The following is a 20,920-nucleotide window of genomic DNA, read 5'->3' on the forward strand; positions in this document are numbered from 1 at the left end:
GCGAATTTTCCGGCTGGCATTCTGAAACTCGCCTGAGTGCCTTCAGCCTAACGCCATATTTAATAATGTTCAACATGTCCGCTCCAAAAATTTATCAAGCCAGGAGGCGAGCACGTCGCGAGCCTGAAAAAATATATAAATAACAGTCAATTAAGGATTGTCGGGAGGCCTCGGCAAGGCGCGGTGAATTTGTTAATAGGAATAAAAATTCTTGATCTGCTCTTTATGTGCGCGTTATTAAAGAGGCCTTCTCGGTATTCGCCGACGTCGTAGTACCGAGCGCCTTTCGGGAGCTGAGCCCGCATGTCCGACACACGACACATCTATTATGAACGCCAGAATGGCATCGGTTATGTTGTCCTCAACAGGCCCGACAAGCTGAACGCAATTTCTGAGCCAATGAAGACCATGCTGGTCGACGCATTCGCCGAGGCGGATCGCGACAAGCAGACGTCTGTCACGGTCCTGCGGGGCGAAGGACGCAGCTTCTGCGCGGGCCATGATATTTCCGGCGATGACGAGGACAACCACGAGGAGAACGCCATCGGCTGGCATGAGCATCTTGCGGGCAGCGTTCGCTCTGAAATGGCGCCTTTCGACGCCGCCAAGCCCGTCATCGCCTCCGTTCAGGGGCATGCGCTGGGCGGTGGTTGTCAGCTCGCGATGTTCTGCGATTTCGTGATTGCGGCCGAGAATGCCAGGTTCGGCGAGCCGGAGGTTCGTCTTGGCTACGCGGGTCCGGCTTTCATCATGCCGTGGATCGCCGGTTACAGGCGTGCGCGGGAGTTCATCTATTTCGGCGACCAGATCACCGCTGAAGTGGCCGCTGAATACGGCATCGTCAACAAGGTTGTCCAGACCGAGGAGCTTGCAGCGGCGACGCTTGCCTATGCCAAGCGGCTGTCGCTGATCGGGCCTGAGGTCTTGATGCGGACGAAGCTTGCGTTGAAGCGCGGGCTCGAAGCAGCGGGCTTCCGCAACGCCATCAATGCGGGCCATGACATCGTGACGGCTCTTTATGCGAGCGAGACCGAGAATGGCCGTGCATTCAATAGCATGGTTGAGCGAGACGGCTTCAAGGCAGCCCTCGCCTGGCGCTCCAACCAGTTCAAGACCTGAGCGCAAACCCGTCGGCTGGAGTTCCCATGACCATCGATGCATTGCTGAACGCCCGGTCGATCGCGATCGTGGGCGCCTCCGAACGCCCGTCTGCCGGCCGCAACATTCTCGTGTCCCTGCAGCGGATGGGATTTGCCGGCGAGATCTATCCGATCAATCCCAAGCGGGATGTGATCCTCGGGTACCCCGCCTATCCACGGCTGACCGATGTGCCGGGCCATATTGATACGGTGGCCTTCTGTCTCGGCAATGCGCATCTGCCACAGGCGTTCCAGGATGCGGCCGGGAAAGGCGTCGGCGCGGCCGCGATCTATGCCGGCGGCTTCTCGGAGTCCGCCGAAGCGGAGGCCCAGAGGCTCGGCGCCTTCATCACGGGACTGAGCAAAGAGGCGGGTATCGCGCTGTGCGGCCCCAACTGCATGGGCGCGCTGAGCCCCTCCACCCGATCATCCACCTATCTGCATGAGGTGCTTGATCCAATGGAGGTCAACGGGCATGTCGGCCTCATTTCCCAGAGCGGTGCGATCTGCATCGCGATGGCCTCCGATTGCCGGCGTTACGGGTTCAGCCACATCATCTCGTCAGGCAATGAGGCGGTGCTGACGACCTGCGACTTCATGGAATACATGATCGCGGATCCGCACACCCGGACGATTGCCCTTTTTCTGGAGGCGGTGCGCGAGCCGGAGCGGTTCGTGGCGCTTCTGGATCGCGCGGCCGATGCGGGCAAGCCGGTCGTCGCTCTGAAGGTGGGAAAAAGCGCGCGCGCGAAGCATTCCATCACGACCCACACCGGGGGGCTCGCTGGCGAGGCGCGCGTCTTCAGCGCCGCGCTGGCCGCGCATCGGGCGATCGAGGTCAACACGCTCGGCGAGATGACCGAGGTGCTGGCTGCAGTGCAGGGCGGGCGCTATCCCCGAGGCGAACGGCTCGCCGTGATGACGGGTTCAGGCGGACAGGCGGAACTGGTGCTCGATATCGCCGCCGAGGCCGGCTTCGATCTGCCCCCGCTCGCCGCTTCGGAGCGCGTGGAGGTCGAGCACGTCGTCGGGCGCATAACGGGTGACGGTAACCCGCTCGATGCATGGGGTTCCGGCGACCCCAACACCAATTATCCCCACGCCCTGCGGGTGCTCGGCCAGTCCGCCAACTATGATGCGGTGGCGCTTCTCTGTGACGGCATGGATGGGCATCCCCTTGATGAGCCGGCTGAGGATCTCGTTTACGCGCATATGCTGGCCGACGCGGCGCGCGAGAGCGGCAAGCCCTTCTTTCTCCTGTCGACGCGGGCCGGTGTTTTCCGGCGTGACCAGGAAGCCATCGTGCGGGCCGCAGGTGTCGGCTTCATCAGCGGCATCGTCGAAGGCCTTGGTGCCGTCAGAAAGCTTGCCCGTTGGGCGCGGCCGCAACTGCCCGAACGCCGGGTCAATGTGGAGGCGAGCGCTATTGGGACGCATCGGGCGACGATCAATGAGCGGGATGCCAAGGCGCTTCTGGCGGAGGCCGGGCTTTCGGTGACCAGGGAATGCCTCGCCCGCTCGCTGGACGAGGCGAGCGCCGCCTTCTCCGGCTTCGGTGGGGCGGTGGTGCTGAAAGTCGCCTCCGACGACATCGCCCATAAGTCCGAATATGGGCTGGTGGAGCTGGGCATTCGCGACGAGGCGGCGCTCGCCGCGGCATGGGCGCGCCTCGAGGAGAAGCTAGCGGTGGTGCCGGGCGAGCCCTCAATCCAGGGCATGCTCATGCAGGAGATGGTGCAGGGGGGCGTCGAGGTCTTTGCCGGCGTGAGCCGCGATCCGGAATTCGGCCTGGTGCTTGCCTTCGGCCTGGGCGGAACGCTTGTCGAAGTGCTGCGCGACGTGACCCTGCGGCCGTTGCCGCTCAGGCAGGGCGACGCAGAAGCCATGATCGCGGAAGCGCATGTGGCTGCCACAATCCTCCAGGGTGTACGCGGCGCGCCGCCTGCGGATATCGATGCCCTGGCGTCCAATATCTACGCCATCGCCGATTTCGCCTGGGCGAACAGGGACAGTATCGACGAGATCGATGTCAACCCTATCAAGGTTATGGAGCGCGGCAAGGGGTGTATCGCTGTGGATGCTCTCATCATCCCGCGCCGCCCCACTCTAGCGCCCTCTGCAGAGTAATGCGAAATCTTCAAAGGACTGTCTCATGAGCGAGCATAAGAGCACATTCGTGGTAACGCCCGCGATGAGCGCCGAGCAGCACGGCAATGCGGGCTTTCCGGTGCTGGCGACACCCGCACTCCTCGGCCTGTTCGAGAAGGCAGCGATCGCCGCCATGGCGGATCGGCTGTCGGCCGGCGAGGGATCCGTCGGCACCGGTGCCTCGCTGCAGCATCTGGCGGCAACGCCTCTCGGCCAAACCGTCACGATCACCGCGCGCATCACGGCCAGCGAAGGCAAGCGGGTCAGCTTCACACTCGAGGCGCATGACGAACAGGAGAAGATCGGGACGTGCACTCACGAGCGGTTTATCGTGGATATCGCCCGCTTCGTGGATCGTCTCGACAAGAAGGCCGTGGCAGCGGCGAAAGACTCGTGAAGACAGCGCTCTTGACGAGCATCGCGCGCGACAGTATCGCGGCGGCATTGTCGCCGTTCGGCGAGGTCCGTCTGGTTGCCGATCAGCCGGAGCTTCCCGCGGCGCTCGATGGTGCCGACGTCTTGGTGATGAGCAATCCTGGCCTCTATACGGCGGAATTCGCCGATGAGCTCTGCCGGCATGGTAGGGCCCTCCGGTGGATCCAGTTTCTGTCGGCAGGTTATGATGGGCCGCAGCTGCATGGCATTCCGGCGAAGGCTGTGCTCACCAATGCCGGGGAATGCTGGTCGCCGACCGTTGCCGAACATGCGGTGGCGCTGCTTCTGGCGCTCGTCCGGCAGCTGGCGGATTGCCACGCGGCACAGGACAGGCGGCAATGGGACGCCGGCATCCGTCCGCGTCTCGCCTCGCTGGAAGGCAAGACCGTCACCATACTTGGCTTTGGCAGCATCGGGCGCGACATCACGGCGCGTTTGCGCCCCTTCGGCGCGCATATCGTCGGCGTCACGCGGAGCGGCTTGCCGGTCGAGGCCGGCGCGGCACCGGATCGCATGGTGCAGGTCGGACAGCTGCCGGGGCTTCTCAGGGAGACGGATGCGCTTGTCGTGACCCTGCCGCTCTCCGCGCAGACACGGCATATCATCGACGCGGATGCGCTTGCCTGTCTGCCGCCTCATGCCGTGCTGGTCAACGTATCGCGGGGTGGGACGGTAGATGCCATCGCTGTTGCGGAAGCCCTTCAGACGGGGCGGCTTGGCGGCGCTGCCCTCGACGTCACCGAGCCGGAACCTTTGCCGGCCGATGATCCCCTCTGGGCGACGCCGAACACGATCATCACGCCGCATGTCGCAGGTTTTGGAAGTGCGGCGCTCGCCGGGCGGCTGGGCAGCCTCGTCGCTGCCAATGCCCGCCGCTTCGCAACCGGACAGGACCTTCTGCACCGCGTCGATGTCCCGGTCAGGCAGCTTCCTGACAGTTTCTAGGCTAGCACCGTGGCGGCCGGGCGCGGCAGGCCGAGATGATCGCGCAACGTTCGCCCGCTGTATTCGGTGCGAAACAGGCCGCGCTTCTGCAGGATGGGGACGACGTGATCGACGAAATCGTCGAAGGCGCCGGGAAACCACGATGGCATAATGTTGAAGCCGTCCGCAGCGCCGGCAACAAACCATTCCTCCAGGCCGTCGGCGACCATCTCCGGCGTGCCGACGAGGAGCCGGTGGCCCATCGCCGCAGCGGCATAGTCGCGCAATTCCCGCAGCGTCATGTTCTTGGACTTCGCCATCGCCGTCAGTGTCACCGCGTGGCCCTGCATGATGCTCGACGGCGGCAATTCCGGCACGGGACCATCCAGCGGATAGTCCGAGAGATCCTGCCCGAGACGTTCGGAGAGCACCTTGAGTGCCGACTTCGGATCCATCATCTCGCCGAGCATGGCAAGCTTCGCCTTGGCATCGGTTTCCGTCTCACCGATGATCGGGGAGACCCCCGGCATGATCTTCATGTGATCGGGGTTACGGCCAGCCTTGCTGGCCAGTTCCCGAAGATCCGCCCGGAACGCCTTGGCCGCGGTGAGGTCCTGCTGAACGGCGAAAACGATTTCGGCAATCGAGGCGGCAAGCGCCCGGCCAGCATCGGATGCGCCAGCCTGAATAATAACCGGATGCCCTTGCGGGGGGCGCGAGATATTCAGGGGACCTTTTACAGTATAGAACTCACCCTTGTGATCGAGGACATGCATTCGCGATGTATCGGCGAAGCGACCCTCGCGTTTGTCCATCACGATGGCGCCGTCTTCCCAGCTATCCCAGAGGCCCTTGGCGACCTTCACGAATTCCGTCGCTGAGGCATAGCGCTGGGCATGGGGAGGATGATGGTCGCGGCTGAAGTTCAAGGCCGCCTCAGGGAAGGCGCCCGTGACAACATTCCAGGCGGCGCGACCGCCGCTGATATGATCCAGCGAGGCAAAGAGGCGTGCGAGATTATAGGGCTCGCTATAGGTGGCGGAGGCTGTTGCCGCGAGCCCGATATGGCTTGTCGTCATCGCCAGCGCCGACAGCAATGTCAGGGGTTCGAGCCGCACCATCATCGAAGGATGCACGGTAGGGCCTGTATTGAGCGCGTCGGCGAAGAAGATGAGATCGAATTTGCCGCGCTCGGCCGTGCTGGCGACATGCTGCAGAAGACCGAGGTCTTCGGCATTGCCCCAAGAATCGGGAAGTTTCCAAGCGGATACATGGTGTCCCGTCCCCAGAACGAACACGCCAAGATGCATCTGGGACATTTCCCACCTCCTGTTATTCCGGGTTTGCGCTGAGCAGGCTCCGATCTTGGCTTCGCATTGTGCATAATTTGAATTCTACTTCAAATATTTTTATCTGAAATAAAAAACGGTCGAGTCCGTCGGACGTCGCGGACGGGCGCGAGGAACCGTTACCGGATTGGTTCGTCGGCATGCCAGCCGTGCAGCAATCTTAATTGCTATTAAAAATCGTCCGAAAAGCCTAGGCTTGCTTGTGACCCATCCAGCGCTCACGCTGGTCTGCACGCGGGGCGACCTGATTTGGCCAACGGTCATTTGTGACGGCAAGAACCCACCATCTCGGGCCGGGCCATTCAGGCTTGATCGATCGTCCGAACGGCGGCGGTAATGGTCGAGAGCGCCTGTTGGATCGCCTCGGCGCCCACAGCCTGATCTTGGGAAGGAGCGAGCAGATGCTGCAAGGCCTCCGGGAGCGGCAAACCTCTCTTTTCCACGCGCGTCGTGAGCCAGCCGTGCGCCATGGCAAGCTGTAGTTGCTCGGCCTTGAGCTCGGCTGCCTTGACCGCCTCGCGCAGGGCCTCCTTCTCGGCGTCGAGGGCAGGTAGCGGGGCTTTCAGGAAGCGGCGTGCTGTCCGTAGCGGCAGCACCGCACCCGCCCGCCAATCCTTCATGGCTTCGCGCGAGGTGGCGATGTCCTCGGCGTCGAGCGGCTTGCCGATGTGGTCGGCATAGGCAACGACGATCAGATGGATCACGTCTAGGCCTGCTTCGTCCTGCAACGTGAGGCAGGCGTGGGACACGCCCGGGCGGCCGTAGAGATCGAGCGCGAAATCCCAGAGCGGTGTCTTGAGGCGCGACGTCATGGCAAGGCTCCGGTCTGAAGCAAGGTCTGGAAAGTTGCTCGGTTTTTCGCAGCGGACGATGCGAAAGAACAGGGAATCAGAGCCTTGGATCTTACCGCGTCAGCTCCGTTGTGCCAGCTGCAGTAGCGAGCTCGCCAACCGTGATGGGTTTCAGCGGGCTGCGGATGCGATAGTAGCCTGTCTTCGCCGCATCGAGGCCGGTCGCATGGGCGATGACCTCCGTGACCGTCGGCCCGCATAGCCTGCCCTGGCACGGGCCCATGCCGCAGCGCAGGAAAGCTTTCGCCTGGTTCGGTCCGACGACGCCCTTGCGGGCGACATCACGGAGCGCGGCCGCGGTGATCACCTCGCAACGGCAGACGGTGACCGCATCGGGCGGATCGAGGATGGCGGCGCGCGGCTGATACAGCCGGTCGAGGAAGGAGCGGGCGGTGAGATGCGCGCGCCGCGCACGCTCTGCGCCCGCGACGCGGCGGTCGCGCTCTCCAGCCGTCAGGCGTCCGAGGTCGTGCAGGGCGGCGAGCGCCGCGATCGTGCCGTCCTCGGCGCTCGCTTCCGCGCCGATGATGCCGCCGGCGTCGCCGGCCACGAAGATGCCGGGCTTCGCGGTGCGGCCGGAGGCGTCATGCCGCGGCCTGAAGCAGCGCTGCGCCTCGTCAAAATCGTGATCGATCCCGATGGAGCGCGTCATCTGCTGGTGCGGAACGACCCCCTCGTGCAGGCCGACCGTATCGCACGGCAGACGGTGGGTGCGCCCACCTGCGGTGAAGCGGATCGCCTCCGCGCGGTCGCGCCCCTCGATGGCAATATCCCGCACATTGCGATAGATGGGGACACGCGCGAGGCGCAGAGCCGCCAGCAGCTTCACCCCCTTGGTGAGATAGCGCCAGCCTTCCCCGCCGAGTGCGCCCGGCAGGAGGGGCAGGGCACCCCACATCTGCCGGGTCGGTGCCGTGTCGAGCAGCGTGAGGCCTTTGACGCCTGCCGCCACGCATTGCCGCGCAAAGAGATAAAACAGCGGGCCGCTGCCGGCGAGCACAAGTCGGCCGGAGGGCGTGAGCTGCGCGGATTTCAGCAGGATCTGCAGGGCGCCGATCGTCATCACCCCCGGCAGGGTCCAGCCGGCGGTCGGCACCGGCCGTTCCATGGCCCCGGTGGCGATGATGATCGCCCCGGCCCTCGCCGCAGTAACCGCGCCGGCTGTCCGCGTCCAGACCGTCAGATCATCATCGATGCGCCAGGCAAGGGTCCCGAGCGCCAGTTCCGCCGGGCTCGCCCTGAGCCGGTCCACCAGTTCCCCGCCCTTCAGATAATCGGGACCAAGGATCCGGCCGAGCGCCGGATCGGCGCGGTTGCGCTCGATGGCGCGATAGATCTGGCCGCCGAGTTCCGGCTGCTCGTCCACCACGAGGGTGCGCGCGCCGCCCTCGGCCAGGGTGGCAGCAGAAGCCATGCCGGCGGGGCCGGCGCCGATGACGATCGCGTCAAAGGACTGGCTCATCCCTTCTGCTCCGGGATGAGCCGCGCGCCGGCCTGCCGGCGGATCTGCATGCCGGCCCGTGCCGGCAGAAGGCAGGCCTGCTGGTTCTGCCGGCCATCAACTTCGATAAGGCATTCAAAACACACGCCCATCATGCAGTAGGGCGCGCGCTGCGAGCCGTCGACCGGGCTGTCGCGGAGCGTGCTCACGCCGGCCGCAAGCAGAGCGGCGGCGATGCTGTCGCCCCGCCGGAAGGGAATGGCGCGTCCATCGAACGACACGAAGTCCTCCGCCGAGGTGTTTGTGCCCTCAATGCGCTTGAACATGGAACCGATCGCTTCTGAAAGTGGAAACGCCCTCGGGCACCGTGCCGGCAGCGAGAGCCGGGCCGAGGATGAGAGCATGGGCGCTGCAAAGGGTGACGCCGCTGTGGCAGGTGGCGCTGTATGCGCCGGGACAGCGCTCTGATTCCTCGTAGATCGGCATGCCGTCGGGCGTCATCACCCTGAGCGAACCCCAGGTGCGGACCACCCCCACCTCGGCGAGCTGCGGAAAGGCGCGGACGGCGGAGGCACAGAGCGACGCTGCCGTGCCAATGTCCGTTTCCTCGCTGAAGCCGGCCTCCTCATGGCTGCTGCCGATGAGGAAGGAGCCTTCCACGGTCTGCCGCACGCCGGAGCCGACAAAGGGAAAAAACGGCTTGACCCGCTCAGTGACGACGATCTGGCCGCGCTCGGGGCGCACCGGCATGGACAGGCCGACCTGGGGCGCGAGTTTGGCCGCGCCGAGGCCCGCCGCGATGACGAGGCGCTTGCCCGCGACCTGTCCACGGAGCGTCTCGACAACGAAAGTGCCCTGGTCGTGACGGATCGCGGTGGCTGCTGCCGCCGACCAGTAATGGCCGCCGCGCGACAGCAAGCCCTGTTGCAGAGCGCGCAGCAGATAAAGCGGGCTCACGTGTGCGTCGAGGGATGAATAGGATGCGCCGACGACATCCGGGCCTATGGCAGGAACAAGCGCTTTGACGGCGGCACGGTCCATCACCGTGATGGCAATGTCGCCACCCTCGGCCCGGGTCTGGGCTTCGACGCGCCGGCATTTCTCGATCTCGGCCTCGGAGAAGCAGAATTGCAGGCCGCCCGGCTGCCTCCAGCCGATATCGATCCCCGTTTCTTCCACGAGCAGGGTCGCGAATTCGCGCCAGAGATGGCCCGCCTGGAGCGACCAGCGCATGTAGGGCGGCTTGCCGACGCCTTTGCCTTGCAACCAGATCAGGCCGAAATTGCCTCGCGCTGCGCGGAAGGCGAGATCGCCCTCATCGAGAAGGATGACGCTCGCGCCGGTCCTGCTCGCGCCCCAGGCGATTGCGGAGCCGATCAGCCCCCCACCGATGACGACGAGGTCATGGGCCGATGCGGGAGGCATCAGCGGGCCCGCGCGGCATCGTCGAAGCGGCGCGGCTTGAGGCCGGCATACATCCATTCGACCAGCGAGACGATGTCATAGACCGGCAGGCCGAAGCTGCGTTGGATGGCGGCGGAAAACGGGGGCAGGTTGGCGCATTCCGACACGATGGCGCCGATCGTCGGCGTTTCCCGCAGCATGCGTTCCACGACCTCCAGCACCTCCCGTTCCTGCGCGGCGTGGTCGGCAAGCGGCGCGTTGTTGCGCATATGCGAGCGGATCGGGCCGTCGAAGGGCAGTTCGCCCATCGGAAGACCGAGCGGCGCGCCGCTATTGAGGAAATGCGCATCCTTGAGCGCGGCCTTGTCCGAAACGATGATGCCCACGGTCTGTCCCTCGGGCAGGAGGCTCAGGGCGAGCGGGATCTGCATCAGGCTCGATGTCGCGATCGGCACGGGGCTGTGGCGGCGTAGCTCCGGATGCACGGCCGCAAGAAAGCCACAACTCGTCGTGATGCCGTCCACGCCTGTGGCGACGAGATCGTCGATCGCCTCGTAAAAGCGGGCGAGCGCCTCGGCCGGGTTGCCCTCGATCACATCCTGCGGGCGCACGCCCCGGACGACGCGAAACTGGACGGGAAACGGCCACGTCCCGGCGTTTGCAATGTCGCCGGGCAGACGGTGAAAGCGCGTATCCAGCACCATGATACCGACCATCGCGCCATGCACGGGCCGCGGGCGCAGGATGCGGGAAGATGGTGTAGTCATGACGCAGAAGTCTCCAGGCAAACGTTCAGAGCGAGCCAGGGTCCGCCTTGCGAGCCGCCGCCATGCCTGCCCAGCGCCGGACTGATCCCGTCTCGATGTCGAAGAGGTCGAGGGCACGGCCGACGGAATGGTCGACCATGTCCGTCAAGGAAGCGGGCAGAGCATAGAAGGCCGGAACGGGTGGCATGATGATCGCCCCCATCTCGCTGAGCGCCGTCATGGTGTTGAGATGCCCGAGGTGGAGGGGCGTCTCGCGCACCATGAGCACGAGCTTGCGCCGTTCCTTCAAGATGACGTCGGCGGCGCGACTCATGAGGCTCGACGTGACGCCGGTCGCGATCTCCGACATCGTGCGCACCGAACAGGGCGCGATCAGCATCCCAAGGGTGCGAAAAGAGCCGCTGGAGATTGACGCGCCGATATCGGCCACGTTGTGCACGACCGTCGCCTTTTCCGCGACTGCGGCGGGCGCCAGCCCAAGTTCTTGCGATAGCGTGAGATGAGCGGAGCGCGTGACGACAAGATGCGTTTCCACCCCGGCCGCCTGCAACAGATCTAGGGCGCGGACACCATAGATGGCCCCCGATGCGCCGCTGATCCCGACGATGATGCGTTGTGGTTCTGCCCCTGTCATTTCATGTCCCATCAGGCGTTCGGAAACCAGTCCGCCAGATTGACCGTGTCGGCAAGCCTAATCTTCTTGCGCTCGAATTCCTCGCGCCGGTGGAAGGGCTTGGTGGCGTCGATCAGGAGGCGACCCCAATGGTCCTTGGCCTCGTCACGATAGAAGGAGGGGGTCTCCGGGATGATGAGCATGTCCTTGTCCGGGCGGCACCGCGTCAAGATCGCCCACATCACATCGTCCATGTCATAAATGTTCACATCCTCGTCGACGACGGTGATAACCTTGGCCCAGATCGGCTCGGCGCCGATGGTCGCGAGCATGACCTGGCGGGCATGTCCCTCGAACTGTGGATCGATCTTGATGATCGCATGCGTCACGAAGGGCTGGCAGGTGACGTCGAGGATCCCGGGCAGCGCGGCACTCAGGCGCTGGTAGATATTCGCCGAGACTGACAATTCGAGCGTCAGGACCTCCTCCGCGGATCCGCACAGGATGCTGTGGAAAACAGCATCGCGGCGCACGGTGACACCGAGCACCTCGAACACCGCGTTGGGACCCTCTGGCACATAATAGCCCATGAACTCGCCGAAGGGACCCTCGGGGCGGCGCTCGTTCGGCAGGAAACGCCCTTCGATGACGATTTCGGTCTCCGCAGGGACCTCGAGATCGATGTGCTTGCATTTGCGCATGGCGATCGGGGCGCCTTTGAGGCGCGCGGCGACCTCCAGCTCATCGACGTCATAGGGCAGGGGAGCCGCCGCCGTGAGAAAGGATGTCGCCGGCGCGCCGATGAGCATCGCCGCTTCCAGCGGCTTGCCCATCTTCTCCGCTTTCTCGTGATAGATAGTGAGGTGATGGCGCGGGGCGAGACGGCAGCGCAGCTCGTCGTCGCTGACATACATGGAGCGATGATAGGAGAGATTGCCGACGCCGGTCTCTGGATCCTTGGCGATGAACATCGCTGAGGTGAAGTAGGGCGCCGCATCCCTGTCCGAATAGGTGATCAAGGGAAGATCGGAGAGCTTGCACTCGACGAGATCGTTGTCTTCCACGGCAACAAACGGCTCGGCGCCCTGAGTTCCTTTGCCGAGATTGGCGAGATTACTCCATTGCCGACAAAAGTCTTTGGCATCGATGCCGATGACCTCAGCGAGCCGCTCGCGCGAGCCGTAGATGTTCGTGACGACCGGGAAGCGCGTTCCCTTGACCTTATTGAAAAGAATGGGCTTGCCCCAGCGCTTCTGAGCCGCGTGGGTCACGGCCGCCAGCTCATGAAACGGGTCGATTTCCTTGTCGACGACAAGTAACTCGCCGCGCTCACGCAGACGCGCAATATAATCCCTCATCGAATTCTCCGGGGCGATAGATTTGACGTTGTGGACGATGTGGATTGGGGCCGCGCGCTGCTGGAGGTCGCCTCATGGGCGCTGCGCAGGCGGTAGCGGTCGCCGGGATAGAGAAAGCGGCTGCGTGTGACGGGGATGTCACCGCGCCAGGTGCGACGATCGAGAAGCAGGCATGGCTGGCTGCCCTCGATATGCAGGGCGATGCGACTTTCCTCGTCGGGGCGGATCGCGCGAATCGTATTGTCCACATAGGTGACCTCGGTCTCGCGCAGAAGATAGGCGTGCGGCGTGATGCGTGTGAAATCCTGGTCGAGATATCCGGGGGCTTCCTCCGCGTTGACGAACCGGTCCTCGAGCTGGATCGGCGTTCCGTCTTCCTTGTGCAGGATGCGGGAGTGAAACACGACGCCCCCATGCGGCAGGGCGAGAAGGTTAGCGAGCGCGCTGTCGGCGGGAAGAGCACATAATGATATCACTTCACTTTGGTGGATCCCGCCGCCATCCTCGATCTCTTCCGACACGTCGGGCAGTTCGAAGATCGCGCATTGCATGTGTGGTCCGATGACGAAGGTGCCGCGGCCCTGCACGCGAACCAGCAAACCTTCCATCTGCAGCTCGCGAAGGGCCCGCCGCACCGTCAGCCGCGACGCCCCGAACTCTTCGGCAAGATCCTCCTCACGCGGAACCTGAAAATCCGCAGGCCATTCAGCCGCACGGATGCGCTTGGCGATCACGGTTTTGATCTGGCCGTAAAGAGGTTGCGTACCGGGCGGCTGTTCGCTCATGCGCCCTCCAGCGCGATAAAATGATATCACTATTTGCACGATAGACCGCCAATATGTGGAATGTCCACCCTACGACAGCACGAGATTTGCGCGAAACTCGGGTTGACACGATGTTTCCAATGATATCACTATCATCGAAACAGATATCAGAATGGTCGCGAAGCTATCGAATTTCAGCACGCCGGCGCTGCCGGTGAGCGGCCAGGCGCCTTTGTCGCCGCCTGTAGAGGGTAATGGGAGAGTTCAGGATGACATCGCAGACCGGTGAGCTGCCGAAGTTGAAGATGTATATCGGCGGCGAATGGGTGGAGCCGGCGTCGGGAGAGTATTTCGAGACCGTGGATCCGTTCACGGCACGCCCATGGGCGATGGTCGCCCGTGGCGGCGCCGCCGACGCGGACCGGGCCATCCGGGCTGCTCATAAGGCCTTTAAGGAAGGGCCGTGGAGCCGGATGCACCCCTCCGAGCGTGGCAAGCTGATCTATCGTCTCGGCCAGCTCATCGAGGAGCATGCGGATGCGCTCGCGGAGATCGAGGTGCGCGACAACGGTCGTCTGCTCGCCGAGATGCAGCATCAGATCCGGTATCTTCCGAAATGGTTCTACTACTATGCGGGCCTTGCCGACAAAATCGAAGGTGTGGTCCACCCCTGCGACAAGCCGGCGCTGAGCTTCTCCCGTCCCGAGCCGCTCGGCGTCTGCGTCGGCATCGTGCCCTGGAACGCGCCGCTTCTCTTGTTTTCGTTGAAAGCGGCGCCCGCGCTTGCGGCCGGGAACACCCTAGTCATGAAACCCGCCGAGTACACCTCCGCCACGGCTCTCAAGCTGATGGAGCTGGTGGAGGCTGCCGGCTTCCCGCCGGGGGTGATCAATGTGGTAACAGGCTACGGCAAGGAGGCGGGCGAGCCGCTCGTCACGCATCCACTCACACGGCATCTTGGCTTTACTGGTTCGACTGCGACCGGCGCTTATCTCTACTCGCTCGCGGCGAAGGATGTGAAGCGCGCAAGCCTTGAGCTGGGCGGCAAGTCGCCCAACATCGTCTTCAGCGACGCCGACATCGACAATGCCGTGCGGGGTGTCGTGGGCGGTATTTTCGGCGCCGTCGGGCAAACTTGCATCGCAGGTTCCAGGCTGCTCATCCAGCGCGCGATCCACGATCAGTTCGTGGAAAAGCTCGCGGCGTTCTCGAAATCCGCCCGCATTGGCAATCCGCGCGAGGTCACCACCCAGATCGGCCCGATCGCCAACCGCATGCAGTATGACAAGGTGCTCGGCTACATTGATGTTGCGCGCCAGGAGGGCGCAGAGCTGGTGCTGGGCGGCAAGCGCCCTGATATCCCCGAATGTGCAGAAGGTTTCTTCATCGAGCCGACCATCTTCACCGGCGTCAACAATCAGATGCGTATTGCCCGCGAGGAAGTTTTCGGTCCGGTTCTCTCCACCATCATCTTCGACGAGATGGAGGAGGCCGTTGAGATTGCCAATGACAGTGAATTCGGCCTCGCCGCCGGTGTCTGGACGGCCAATATGCGCCAGGCCCTTCGCATGTCGGAGATGCTCGAAGCGGGCAGCGTGTGGGTGAACACCTATCGTGACATTTCCTACACCACGCCTTTCGGTGGCTATAAGAAGAGCGGCATCGGCCGCGAGAACGGCATCGAAGGCATCAAGGAATATCTGCAGACCAAGGCGGTTTGGCTATCAACCGCTGAGGAAATAGAGAATCCCTTCGTCATCGGCTGATGAAGTCACCCCGGCGAGTGCTCTGGTGCTCGCCTCTTCCCGAGAAGTCTGGTGCAGGGACGCGTAGAGATGGTCGAGAAGCGCAAGGGCAGTGAGATCCTGGCCGATGAGCTGCAGCTTAACGGGACGGATATCGTCTATCATGTTCCGGGAGAGAGCTTCCTCTGCGCGCTCGATGCGCTCGGCGTCCGTCACCCCGACATCCGGGCCATCAGTTGTCGTCATGAAAACGGCGCGGCGCAGATGGCGGAAGCCTATGGCAAGCTGACAGGCCGACCGGGGATTGCCTTTGTCACACGCAGCCCTGGGGCGACCAATGCAGTGAACGCGGTCCACACCGCTTATCAGGATTCCTCCCCGATGATCCTCATCGTCGGGCAGGTCAAGCGGGCGTTGATGGAGCGCGAGGCCTTCATGGCCTACGATTTCCGCACGATGTTCGCGCCGATGACAAAATGGGTTGCCCAGATTGACGACCCGGCGCGCATTCCTGAGTTTATCCAGCGCGCTTACCAGACGGCGATGACGGGTCGTATGGGGCCGGTTGTGCTTGTCATTCCGGAAGATGTGCTGGAGGAAGAGGCGGCGGTGCCACCCGGCAAGGCCAGCGTGCCTGCGTCCGCCGGAAATCCATCACCTGAACAGCTCGAGACCATTTTCGGCATGCTGGCCGAGGCAGAGCGGCCCCTTCTCATCGTAGGCGGCTCGGGATGGACCGAGGAGGCCCGGGACAATATGCAGGCCTTCGCGAAACAGAACAATCTGCCGGTTGTCACCACATTCCGCCGCCGGGATATCATCGATCACCGTCTGCCAAATTACGTTGGAGAAATCGGCATCGGCGCCAATCCGGCCTTGTTGGCCCATATCAAGAACGCCGACTTCGTCATCATGTGCAACGACTCGCTGAGCGACGTGAATACGATCGGCGCCGGATATATGGAGGGATTTACTCTTTTCAACATTCCGGTTCCTAAGCAAAAGGTCGTGCATGTCACGAGCAGCTTCGCAGAGCTGAATCGTGTGTTTCAGGTCGATCTCGCCATGCTCGCCGACAACGACGGCTTCGCGGCTGCGCTCGCCGCCCATGCCCCTGTCGCCGACCGCGCTTGGGCCGGCTGGACTGCCGCGCTGCGCGAGACCTTCGAGATCGAAACCCGGCCGGGACCGTGCCCCGGTGCCATCGACCTGCCGCAGATCATGAAATGGCTGCGCCAGCGACTGCCAGATGACGCCATCGTCACCAACGGCGTGGGCGCCTATGCAACCTGGAGCCAGCGCTATTTCGCGCATTACCGGCTGCATACCCAACTCGGCCCGATCAGCGGCTCCATGGGTTACAGCCTTCCTGCGGCGATATCGGCCAAGCTGCTGTATCCCGAGCGTGTTGTCGTCGATTTCGTCGGGGACGGCTGCTATCAGATGAGTTCGGAAGAGCTGGCGACCGCAGTCCAGTATGGCGCCAATATTATCGTAGTCCTTTTCAACAATAATATGTACGGGACTATCCGTATTCATGAGGAGAATAGGCTGGAGGGGCGGGTCAATGGCACGCAGCTCGTCAATCCGGATTTCTACACGCTGGCGAAAGCCTATGGCGCGCACGCGGAACGCGTGACGACGACCGAGGATTTCGCCCCGGCGTTCGAGCGTTGCCTTGAGGCTGGCAAGCCGGCGCTTATTGAAATGTGCATCGACCAGGAGGCGATCCACTCACGGTATTCCCTCACCGATCTCAGAAATCGCCGCGCGGCAAAACACTGATCATGTGCCAGAGGGGCGGCATACCTCGGTAGATCAGTTGTCGGCCATTCAATCTCTCCGGCAGAAGAGAGGCTTACGTAACCGGGACCGAGACGGCCCATCGCAATCCAAAGGGGATTTGGACATGAAGAAATCAATGTCAGCGTTGCTCCTCGCGGGAGCTCTTGGTGTAATTGCGTCGCCGGTGTTCGCACAGGATTGCACCCTGCGCGTCACGACCTGGGGTGGCAGCTACCAGAAGACTTACGAGTCCGTCGCCAAAGCCTTCGAGGAAGCCGAGAAGTGCAAAATTGAATGGGTGGTTGGCGCGAGCCCCGACCATCTCGTCAAATCGCGTCTCGGCCAGGTTGATGTCGCAACCAACACCCTCCTGAATTCGATCGCCGGTGAGAAAGAGGGCCTGTGGATGGAGCTCGACAAGAGCAAGATCCCGAACATGGCCAATCTCTATAGCAACGCCGTATATTCTCCCTATACCGTTTTCGCCAATGTCGGTGATTATGTGCTCGCCTACAACACGGACAAGGTGAAGGCGGCGCCGACGTCTTGGGACGAGATGTGGAAGCCGGACTACAAGAACCATGTAGTCATCTACGGCTTTGAACATATACCGACGCTCAGCCTCACGGTATTACAGGCCCAGAAGAACGGCGGCAGCATAGACAACATCCAGCCTGGGCTCGACAAGATGGCTGCGTTGGTGAAAAGCGGCAATCTCATCGGCTCGCTCGATGTGGAAAGCCAGATGGTCTCGCTGTTCCAGACTGAAGACGCTTGGCTTGGCATGCTAGCGACTGGGCGCATGAAAGAACTTCTTGAGAAGGGCGCCAAAAACGTCAAGTTCGCACGACCGGAGGAGGGAACGTTCCCGCTGATCACCAGCGTGAACATCACCAAGGCGGCGAAGAATCCGGAGAAGGCACAGGCCTTTGTCAATTATATTCTGAGCCCCGAAGTGCAGCTTGCTTTCGCGACGCGTAATCTTTATGCGCCGACTGTTCAGAACGTCACTATTCCTGCGGACTTCGTCTACAAGGATCTCCTTGTTCAGAACGAGCAGTTCAAGCGTCTCTTCCTCCCGGACCAGGAGAAGATCACCGCCAACAAGGCGAAGTGGCAGAACGAACTCAACAAAATGACAAGCAAGTGAGATCCTGATGCGGGTCAGCCGGGTGGTGAACGGCCACCCGGCTGGGTCGCTTTACCCCTATGCTGAACAACCCTTGCAGCGTGGCGGCGATGCCACCGGCTGCGGTCGCGGCGCATGGTGAATGCCAGATGTATCCTGGAGAGCGTTTTGAAATGAAGAGTGTCGCCGACAAAGCCATCCAGGTTGAGAGCGTCTACAAGCGCTATGGCCAGGTCGCGGCCGTGAATAACGTGTCGTTTGACGTCCATCATGGCGAGTTTGTCTCGCTGTTGGGCCCGAGCGGCTGCGGCAAAACAACGACATTGCGCATGATCGCCGGTTTCATCATGGCGTCCGACGGCTCGATTCGGGTGAACGGCCGGGATGTTACGCATTTGCCGCCGGAGAAACGCGAGGTCGGCTTCGTCTTTCAGAACTATGCGCTCTGGCCCCATATGACGGTCGCTGAGAATGTCGCTTTTGGCCTGAAGCTACGGAAGCGCGACAAGGCTTCCATCAAGCGCAAGATCGAGGAGTCCCTTGCTGTTACGGGGCTCGCCGGCTACGAGGACCGCCTGCCGCGCCAACTCTCCGGTGGCCAGCAGCAGCGTGTCGCGCTGGCACGCGCGCTGGCACTTGAGCCACAGCTGCTTCTCATGGACGAGCCGTTGAGCAATCTCGACAGAGCTCTGCGTGTCGCCATGCGACGTGAACTCAAGCAGCTCCAGAAGCGCCTCAACATGACGACGCTATATGTGACTCATGACCAGGAGGAGGCGCTGTCCATGTCCGACCGCGTCGTCATCATGAGTGGTGGCGAAATCGCCCGTATCGCCCGCCCGTTCGAGGTCTATGAGGACCCACAGTCTGAATTCGTCGCCGACTTTGTCGGCACCACGAATTTCTTCAACGGGAAGGTGGCTGAGACCGCCGACGGCATCGCCACCGTGCGTGTGGGATCGTCGCTGGTGCTGCACGTTGGTCGTCAGATCCAGGTGGCGAAAGGCGCCGAGGTGCGCGTGCTCCTGCGTCCGGAGCGGGTTCGCATTCTGGCTGCGCCGCAGGAGGGCCCCAACGTTTTAAAGGCCCGGATCGATTTTGTGGAGTATTTCGGCCCGACGATCCGTTATACGGCTCAGCTCGAAAGTGGCGAGAGCTTGTATATCGAAACTCACAATGTCAATCGCGCTGCTGAGATCGGTGAGAATGTGTGGCTGGCGATCGAACCACACCATTTTCGGCTGATCGATGCACAGGCCCGGCAGCTGTCATGAAATCCCGCGGCGCCGTTACTCTCCTTGCTCCCGCGGTTATTGCGCTCACCATATTCGTGGTGCTCCCGCTGCTGTGGGTGGTCCGCACCAGCTTCAACCAGACGGTCGACGGCGCCTATATGGTGTCGGCGTTCACTTTCGAGAACTACACCCGCTTTCTCGGGTCAAGTTGGTATCTCATCAATACCTTGTGGTTTTCAATCCGCATCGCGGTGATCACGACCTTGATCTCCGTGCTGCTTGGCTATCCCGTCGCTCTCTATATCGCTCAGACGCGGGGCCTTCAGCGCAGCGTGCTTGTGACGATGGTGCTTTCGCCGCTCCTGATAGGACTTGTCACGCTCGTCTATGGCTGGATCGTGATCTTCCGCGGTGGTGGTCTTCTGAATTCATTGATGATCGCCCTGCGAGTCTATGACGAACCAGTGCGATATATGTGGGATCTGAAGGGTGTCATCATTCTGCTCGTCTATATCGGCATGCCGTATATCGTGCTGTCGTTGCTCGATTCTATCGAGCGCCTCAATCCGTCATTCGTCGAGGCCGCACGGAATGTCGGGGCCAATCGTTGGAAGGCGTTCTGGAGCATAACGTTTCCACTCACGCTGCCGGGGCTTTATGCCGGCCTCGTGATTGTGTTCACCCTGAATTTCTCGGCTTTCGCGGTACCTTTGATGGTCGGTGCCAACGACACGCAGATGATCGGCCTTGTGATCTATCGCGAGGCGCTGCTCAACAACGATTTGCCCTTTGCGTCCAGCCTCTCGGTGATCATGATCGCGGCCAATGCGACCATTCTCACGGGCATGGCCTTCGTATTCGGCAAGCTCATTCTCAACCGGTTGGAGGTCAAACGATGAGGGCCTCGTCGACACGCATGCCGGACATGGGGACGCTTGCCCTTCGCGTCTTCACTTATGTCGCGATGGCGTTCCTGTTCTTTCCTATCCTCATTACTCTGCTCGTCTCGGTGAATCCGAGGGAGTTCATTCTGCCACCCTCAGGCTTCACGCTGGAGTGGTTTCGGGCCGCATGGACGTCAGACACCTTCGTGCGCGCCATGGGAGTTAGCCTGTCGCTTGGTCTCGCAGCATCGGTTATTGCCAATGCTCTGGCATTTTTGGCCGTGCTCGGGATGGTGCGCTATAATTTCAGGGGTAAGGCGTTCATCAATCTCCTCATCATGTCGCCGCTGTTGATACCGACGACAATATTCAGCTTGGCGCTCTATGTATTTTTCGCGCGGCTGGGCGTCGGTGCAGGCATTCCAGCACTCGTCATAGGGCATTCCATTCATGTTCTGCCTTTCGCTGTTCGCATTCTGACGGCGAGCATGCAGAACTTTGATACGTCGCTCGAAGAAGCGGCGCGAAACGTGGGAGCCGGGCCGCTGCGCACGATGATTTCTATTACCTTGCCTGTCATCAAGACCGGTCTCATTTCTAGCTTCGTGCTATGCTTCGTGCTCTCCTGGAACGACTTTCCCATTTCGGTCTTCCTGGCGCCGCCGGGCTGGACCCCCCTTCCGGTTGAGCTGTTTTCCTATATCAAGTTTCAGTATGATGCGGTTGGGGCGGCGCTTGCCAGCTCGCTGATCCTTATTTCTGGGGTGGCCATGGTCATCATCGACCGCATGGCTGGATTGCGCCGTGTCATGCAGCGCTGATCGCTGATGCAGCGAGTCTGTGCACGGGAGGCATCGAGAAAGAATTGATGCCTCTTAATGCAAAGCGTACATCAGCCCTCCGGCCCTTTCCCGGAACAATCCAACGTGGTGTGCCGCGACGCTGCGGA

General features: G+C 62.1%; 19 protein-coding genes. 10 read left to right on the forward strand and 9 right to left on the reverse strand.

What is annotated here, in order from left to right; all coding sequences use genetic code 11:
- Positions 1–303 precede the first annotated feature (303 nt).
- Genes KIO76_RS26540 through KIO76_RS26555 form a run of 4 tightly spaced genes read left to right on the forward strand, consistent with a single transcriptional unit; the run spans position 304 to position 4,667 of the window.
- Positions 304–1,119, forward strand: a complete 816-nt coding sequence (locus KIO76_RS26540) for an enoyl-CoA hydratase/isomerase family protein (protein WP_213326571.1) — start codon at positions 304–306, stop codon at positions 1,117–1,119.
- Between the two features lie 26 nt (positions 1,120–1,145).
- Positions 1,146–3,266: an acetate--CoA ligase family protein gene (locus KIO76_RS26545; protein WP_213326572.1), complete on the forward strand. Its 2,121-nt coding sequence runs from the start codon at positions 1,146–1,148 to the stop codon at positions 3,264–3,266.
- A 25-nt stretch (positions 3,267–3,291) separates the two neighbouring features.
- On the forward strand, positions 3,292–3,684 hold the full coding sequence (locus KIO76_RS26550; protein WP_213326573.1) for a thioesterase family protein: 393 nt from the start codon (positions 3,292–3,294) through the stop codon (positions 3,682–3,684).
- On the forward strand, positions 3,681–4,667 hold the full coding sequence (locus tag KIO76_RS26555) for a D-2-hydroxyacid dehydrogenase (protein ID WP_213326574.1): 987 nt from the start codon (positions 3,681–3,683) through the stop codon (positions 4,665–4,667). The genes KIO76_RS26550 and KIO76_RS26555 overlap by 4 nt, the downstream gene beginning before the upstream one ends.
- Here the strand turns inward: KIO76_RS26555 and KIO76_RS26560 are convergent.
- The 9 genes from KIO76_RS26560 to hutC form a co-directional block, all read right to left on the reverse strand.
- Positions 4,664–5,965, reverse strand: a complete 1,302-nt coding sequence (locus KIO76_RS26560; RefSeq protein WP_213326575.1) for an LLM class flavin-dependent oxidoreductase — start codon at positions 5,963–5,965, stop codon at positions 4,664–4,666. The genes KIO76_RS26555 and KIO76_RS26560 overlap by 4 nt on opposite strands.
- A 332-nt stretch (positions 5,966–6,297) precedes the next feature.
- Entirely contained in the window at positions 6,298–6,807 is a 510-nt protein-coding gene (locus KIO76_RS26565; RefSeq protein ID WP_213326576.1) for a TIGR02444 family protein, read from the reverse strand.
- A 91-nt stretch (positions 6,808–6,898) separates the two neighbouring features.
- A complete protein-coding gene (locus KIO76_RS26570; protein WP_213326577.1) occupies positions 6,899–8,308 on the reverse strand; it encodes an NAD(P)/FAD-dependent oxidoreductase in 1,410 nt (469 codons plus the stop codon).
- A complete protein-coding gene (locus tag KIO76_RS26575; RefSeq protein WP_213326578.1) occupies positions 8,305–8,613 on the reverse strand; it encodes a (2Fe-2S)-binding protein in 309 nt (102 codons plus the stop codon). Before KIO76_RS26575 ends, KIO76_RS26570 begins: the two co-directional genes overlap by 4 nt.
- Positions 8,597–9,712, reverse strand: a complete 1,116-nt coding sequence (locus tag KIO76_RS26580; protein ID WP_213326579.1) for an NAD(P)/FAD-dependent oxidoreductase — start codon at positions 9,710–9,712, stop codon at positions 8,597–8,599. The genes KIO76_RS26575 and KIO76_RS26580 overlap by 17 nt, the downstream gene beginning before the upstream one ends.
- On the reverse strand, positions 9,712–10,458 hold the full coding sequence (locus tag KIO76_RS26585; RefSeq protein ID WP_213326580.1) for an aspartate/glutamate racemase family protein: 747 nt from the start codon (positions 10,456–10,458) through the stop codon (positions 9,712–9,714). Before KIO76_RS26585 ends, KIO76_RS26580 begins: the two co-directional genes overlap by 1 nt.
- A gap of 25 nt (positions 10,459–10,483) precedes the next feature.
- Entirely contained in the window at positions 10,484–11,092 is a 609-nt protein-coding gene (locus KIO76_RS26590) for a UbiX family flavin prenyltransferase (RefSeq protein ID WP_213326581.1), read from the reverse strand.
- A gap of 11 nt (positions 11,093–11,103) precedes the next feature.
- Entirely contained in the window at positions 11,104–12,429 is a 1,326-nt protein-coding gene (locus KIO76_RS26595) for a UbiD family decarboxylase (RefSeq protein WP_213326582.1), read from the reverse strand.
- The gene (gene hutC / locus KIO76_RS26600) at positions 12,426–13,214 is read right to left on the reverse strand and encodes a histidine utilization transcriptional repressor HutC (protein ID WP_213326583.1); all 789 of its coding nucleotides are present in this window, start codon (positions 13,212–13,214) and stop codon (positions 12,426–12,428) included. Before hutC ends, KIO76_RS26595 begins: the two co-directional genes overlap by 4 nt.
- A 248-nt stretch (positions 13,215–13,462) precedes the next feature.
- On the opposite strand from hutC, the gene KIO76_RS26605 reads away from it, so the two are divergent.
- From KIO76_RS26605 to KIO76_RS26630, 6 genes are all read left to right on the forward strand, one after another.
- Positions 13,463–14,959 carry an aldehyde dehydrogenase gene (locus KIO76_RS26605; RefSeq protein ID WP_249730051.1) on the forward strand — a complete coding sequence of 499 codons (1,497 nt, stop codon included), beginning with the start codon at positions 13,463–13,465 and terminating at the stop codon, positions 14,957–14,959.
- Between the two features lie 69 nt (positions 14,960–15,028).
- Positions 15,029–16,723 (forward strand): thiamine pyrophosphate-binding protein, encoded by a 1,695-nt coding sequence (locus KIO76_RS26610; protein ID WP_213327123.1) that lies wholly within the window; start codon positions 15,029–15,031, stop codon positions 16,721–16,723.
- 124 nt (positions 16,724–16,847) lie between these two features.
- Positions 16,848–17,873 (forward strand): ABC transporter substrate-binding protein, encoded by a 1,026-nt coding sequence (locus KIO76_RS26615; RefSeq protein ID WP_249730052.1) that lies wholly within the window; start codon positions 16,848–16,850, stop codon positions 17,871–17,873.
- A gap of 152 nt (positions 17,874–18,025) precedes the next feature.
- Positions 18,026–19,126, forward strand: a complete 1,101-nt coding sequence (locus KIO76_RS26620) for an ABC transporter ATP-binding protein (protein WP_213326584.1) — start codon at positions 18,026–18,028, stop codon at positions 19,124–19,126.
- Entirely contained in the window at positions 19,123–19,986 is an 864-nt protein-coding gene (locus KIO76_RS26625; protein ID WP_213326585.1) for an ABC transporter permease, read from the forward strand. Before KIO76_RS26620 ends, KIO76_RS26625 begins: the two co-directional genes overlap by 4 nt.
- On the forward strand, positions 19,983–20,792 hold the full coding sequence (locus KIO76_RS26630; protein WP_213326586.1) for an ABC transporter permease: 810 nt from the start codon (positions 19,983–19,985) through the stop codon (positions 20,790–20,792). Before KIO76_RS26625 ends, KIO76_RS26630 begins: the two co-directional genes overlap by 4 nt.
- Positions 20,793–20,920: the final 128 nt, after the last annotated feature.

The organism is Chelatococcus sp. YT9 (assembly GCF_018398315.1).
In the GTDB taxonomy this organism is placed as follows: domain Bacteria; phylum Pseudomonadota; class Alphaproteobacteria; order Rhizobiales; family Beijerinckiaceae; genus Chelatococcus.

What these genes read in the sequence shown, in the direction of transcription:
- hutC (WP_213326583.1), bottom strand. Translation starts at nt 13,214, where the DNA reads ATGAGCGAACAGCCGCCCGGTACGCAACCTCTTTACGGCCAGATCAAA.
- KIO76_RS26620 (WP_213326584.1), top strand. Translation starts at nt 18,026, where the DNA reads ATGAAGAGTGTCGCCGACAAAGCCATCCAGGTTGAGAGCGTCTACAAG.
- KIO76_RS26570 (WP_213326577.1), bottom strand. Translation starts at nt 8,308, where the DNA reads ATGAGCCAGTCCTTTGACGCGATCGTCATCGGCGCCGGCCCCGCCGGC.
- KIO76_RS26625 (WP_213326585.1), top strand. Translation starts at nt 19,123, where the DNA reads ATGAAATCCCGCGGCGCCGTTACTCTCCTTGCTCCCGCGGTTATTGCG.
- KIO76_RS26545 (WP_213326572.1), top strand. Translation starts at nt 1,146, where the DNA reads ATGACCATCGATGCATTGCTGAACGCCCGGTCGATCGCGATCGTGGGC.
- KIO76_RS26550 (WP_213326573.1), top strand. Translation starts at nt 3,292, where the DNA reads ATGAGCGAGCATAAGAGCACATTCGTGGTAACGCCCGCGATGAGCGCC.
- KIO76_RS26540 (WP_213326571.1), top strand. Translation starts at nt 304, where the DNA reads ATGTCCGACACACGACACATCTATTATGAACGCCAGAATGGCATCGGT.
- KIO76_RS26630 (WP_213326586.1), top strand. Translation starts at nt 19,983, where the DNA reads ATGAGGGCCTCGTCGACACGCATGCCGGACATGGGGACGCTTGCCCTT.
- KIO76_RS26615 (WP_249730052.1), top strand. Translation starts at nt 16,848, where the DNA reads ATGAAGAAATCAATGTCAGCGTTGCTCCTCGCGGGAGCTCTTGGTGTA.
- KIO76_RS26595 (WP_213326582.1), bottom strand. Translation starts at nt 12,429, where the DNA reads ATGAGGGATTATATTGCGCGTCTGCGTGAGCGCGGCGAGTTACTTGTC.
- KIO76_RS26565 (WP_213326576.1), bottom strand. Translation starts at nt 6,807, where the DNA reads ATGACGTCGCGCCTCAAGACACCGCTCTGGGATTTCGCGCTCGATCTC.
- KIO76_RS26590 (WP_213326581.1), bottom strand. Translation starts at nt 11,092, where the DNA reads ATGACAGGGGCAGAACCACAACGCATCATCGTCGGGATCAGCGGCGCA.
- KIO76_RS26585 (WP_213326580.1), bottom strand. Translation starts at nt 10,458, where the DNA reads ATGACTACACCATCTTCCCGCATCCTGCGCCCGCGGCCCGTGCATGGC.
- KIO76_RS26605 (WP_249730051.1), top strand. Translation starts at nt 13,463, where the DNA reads ATGACATCGCAGACCGGTGAGCTGCCGAAGTTGAAGATGTATATCGGC.
- KIO76_RS26560 (WP_213326575.1), bottom strand. Translation starts at nt 5,965, where the DNA reads ATGTCCCAGATGCATCTTGGCGTGTTCGTTCTGGGGACGGGACACCAT.
- KIO76_RS26580 (WP_213326579.1), bottom strand. Translation starts at nt 9,712, where the DNA reads ATGCCTCCCGCATCGGCCCATGACCTCGTCGTCATCGGTGGGGGGCTG.
- KIO76_RS26575 (WP_213326578.1), bottom strand. Translation starts at nt 8,613, where the DNA reads ATGTTCAAGCGCATTGAGGGCACAAACACCTCGGCGGAGGACTTCGTG.
- KIO76_RS26610 (WP_213327123.1), top strand. Translation starts at nt 15,029, where the DNA reads ATGGTCGAGAAGCGCAAGGGCAGTGAGATCCTGGCCGATGAGCTGCAG.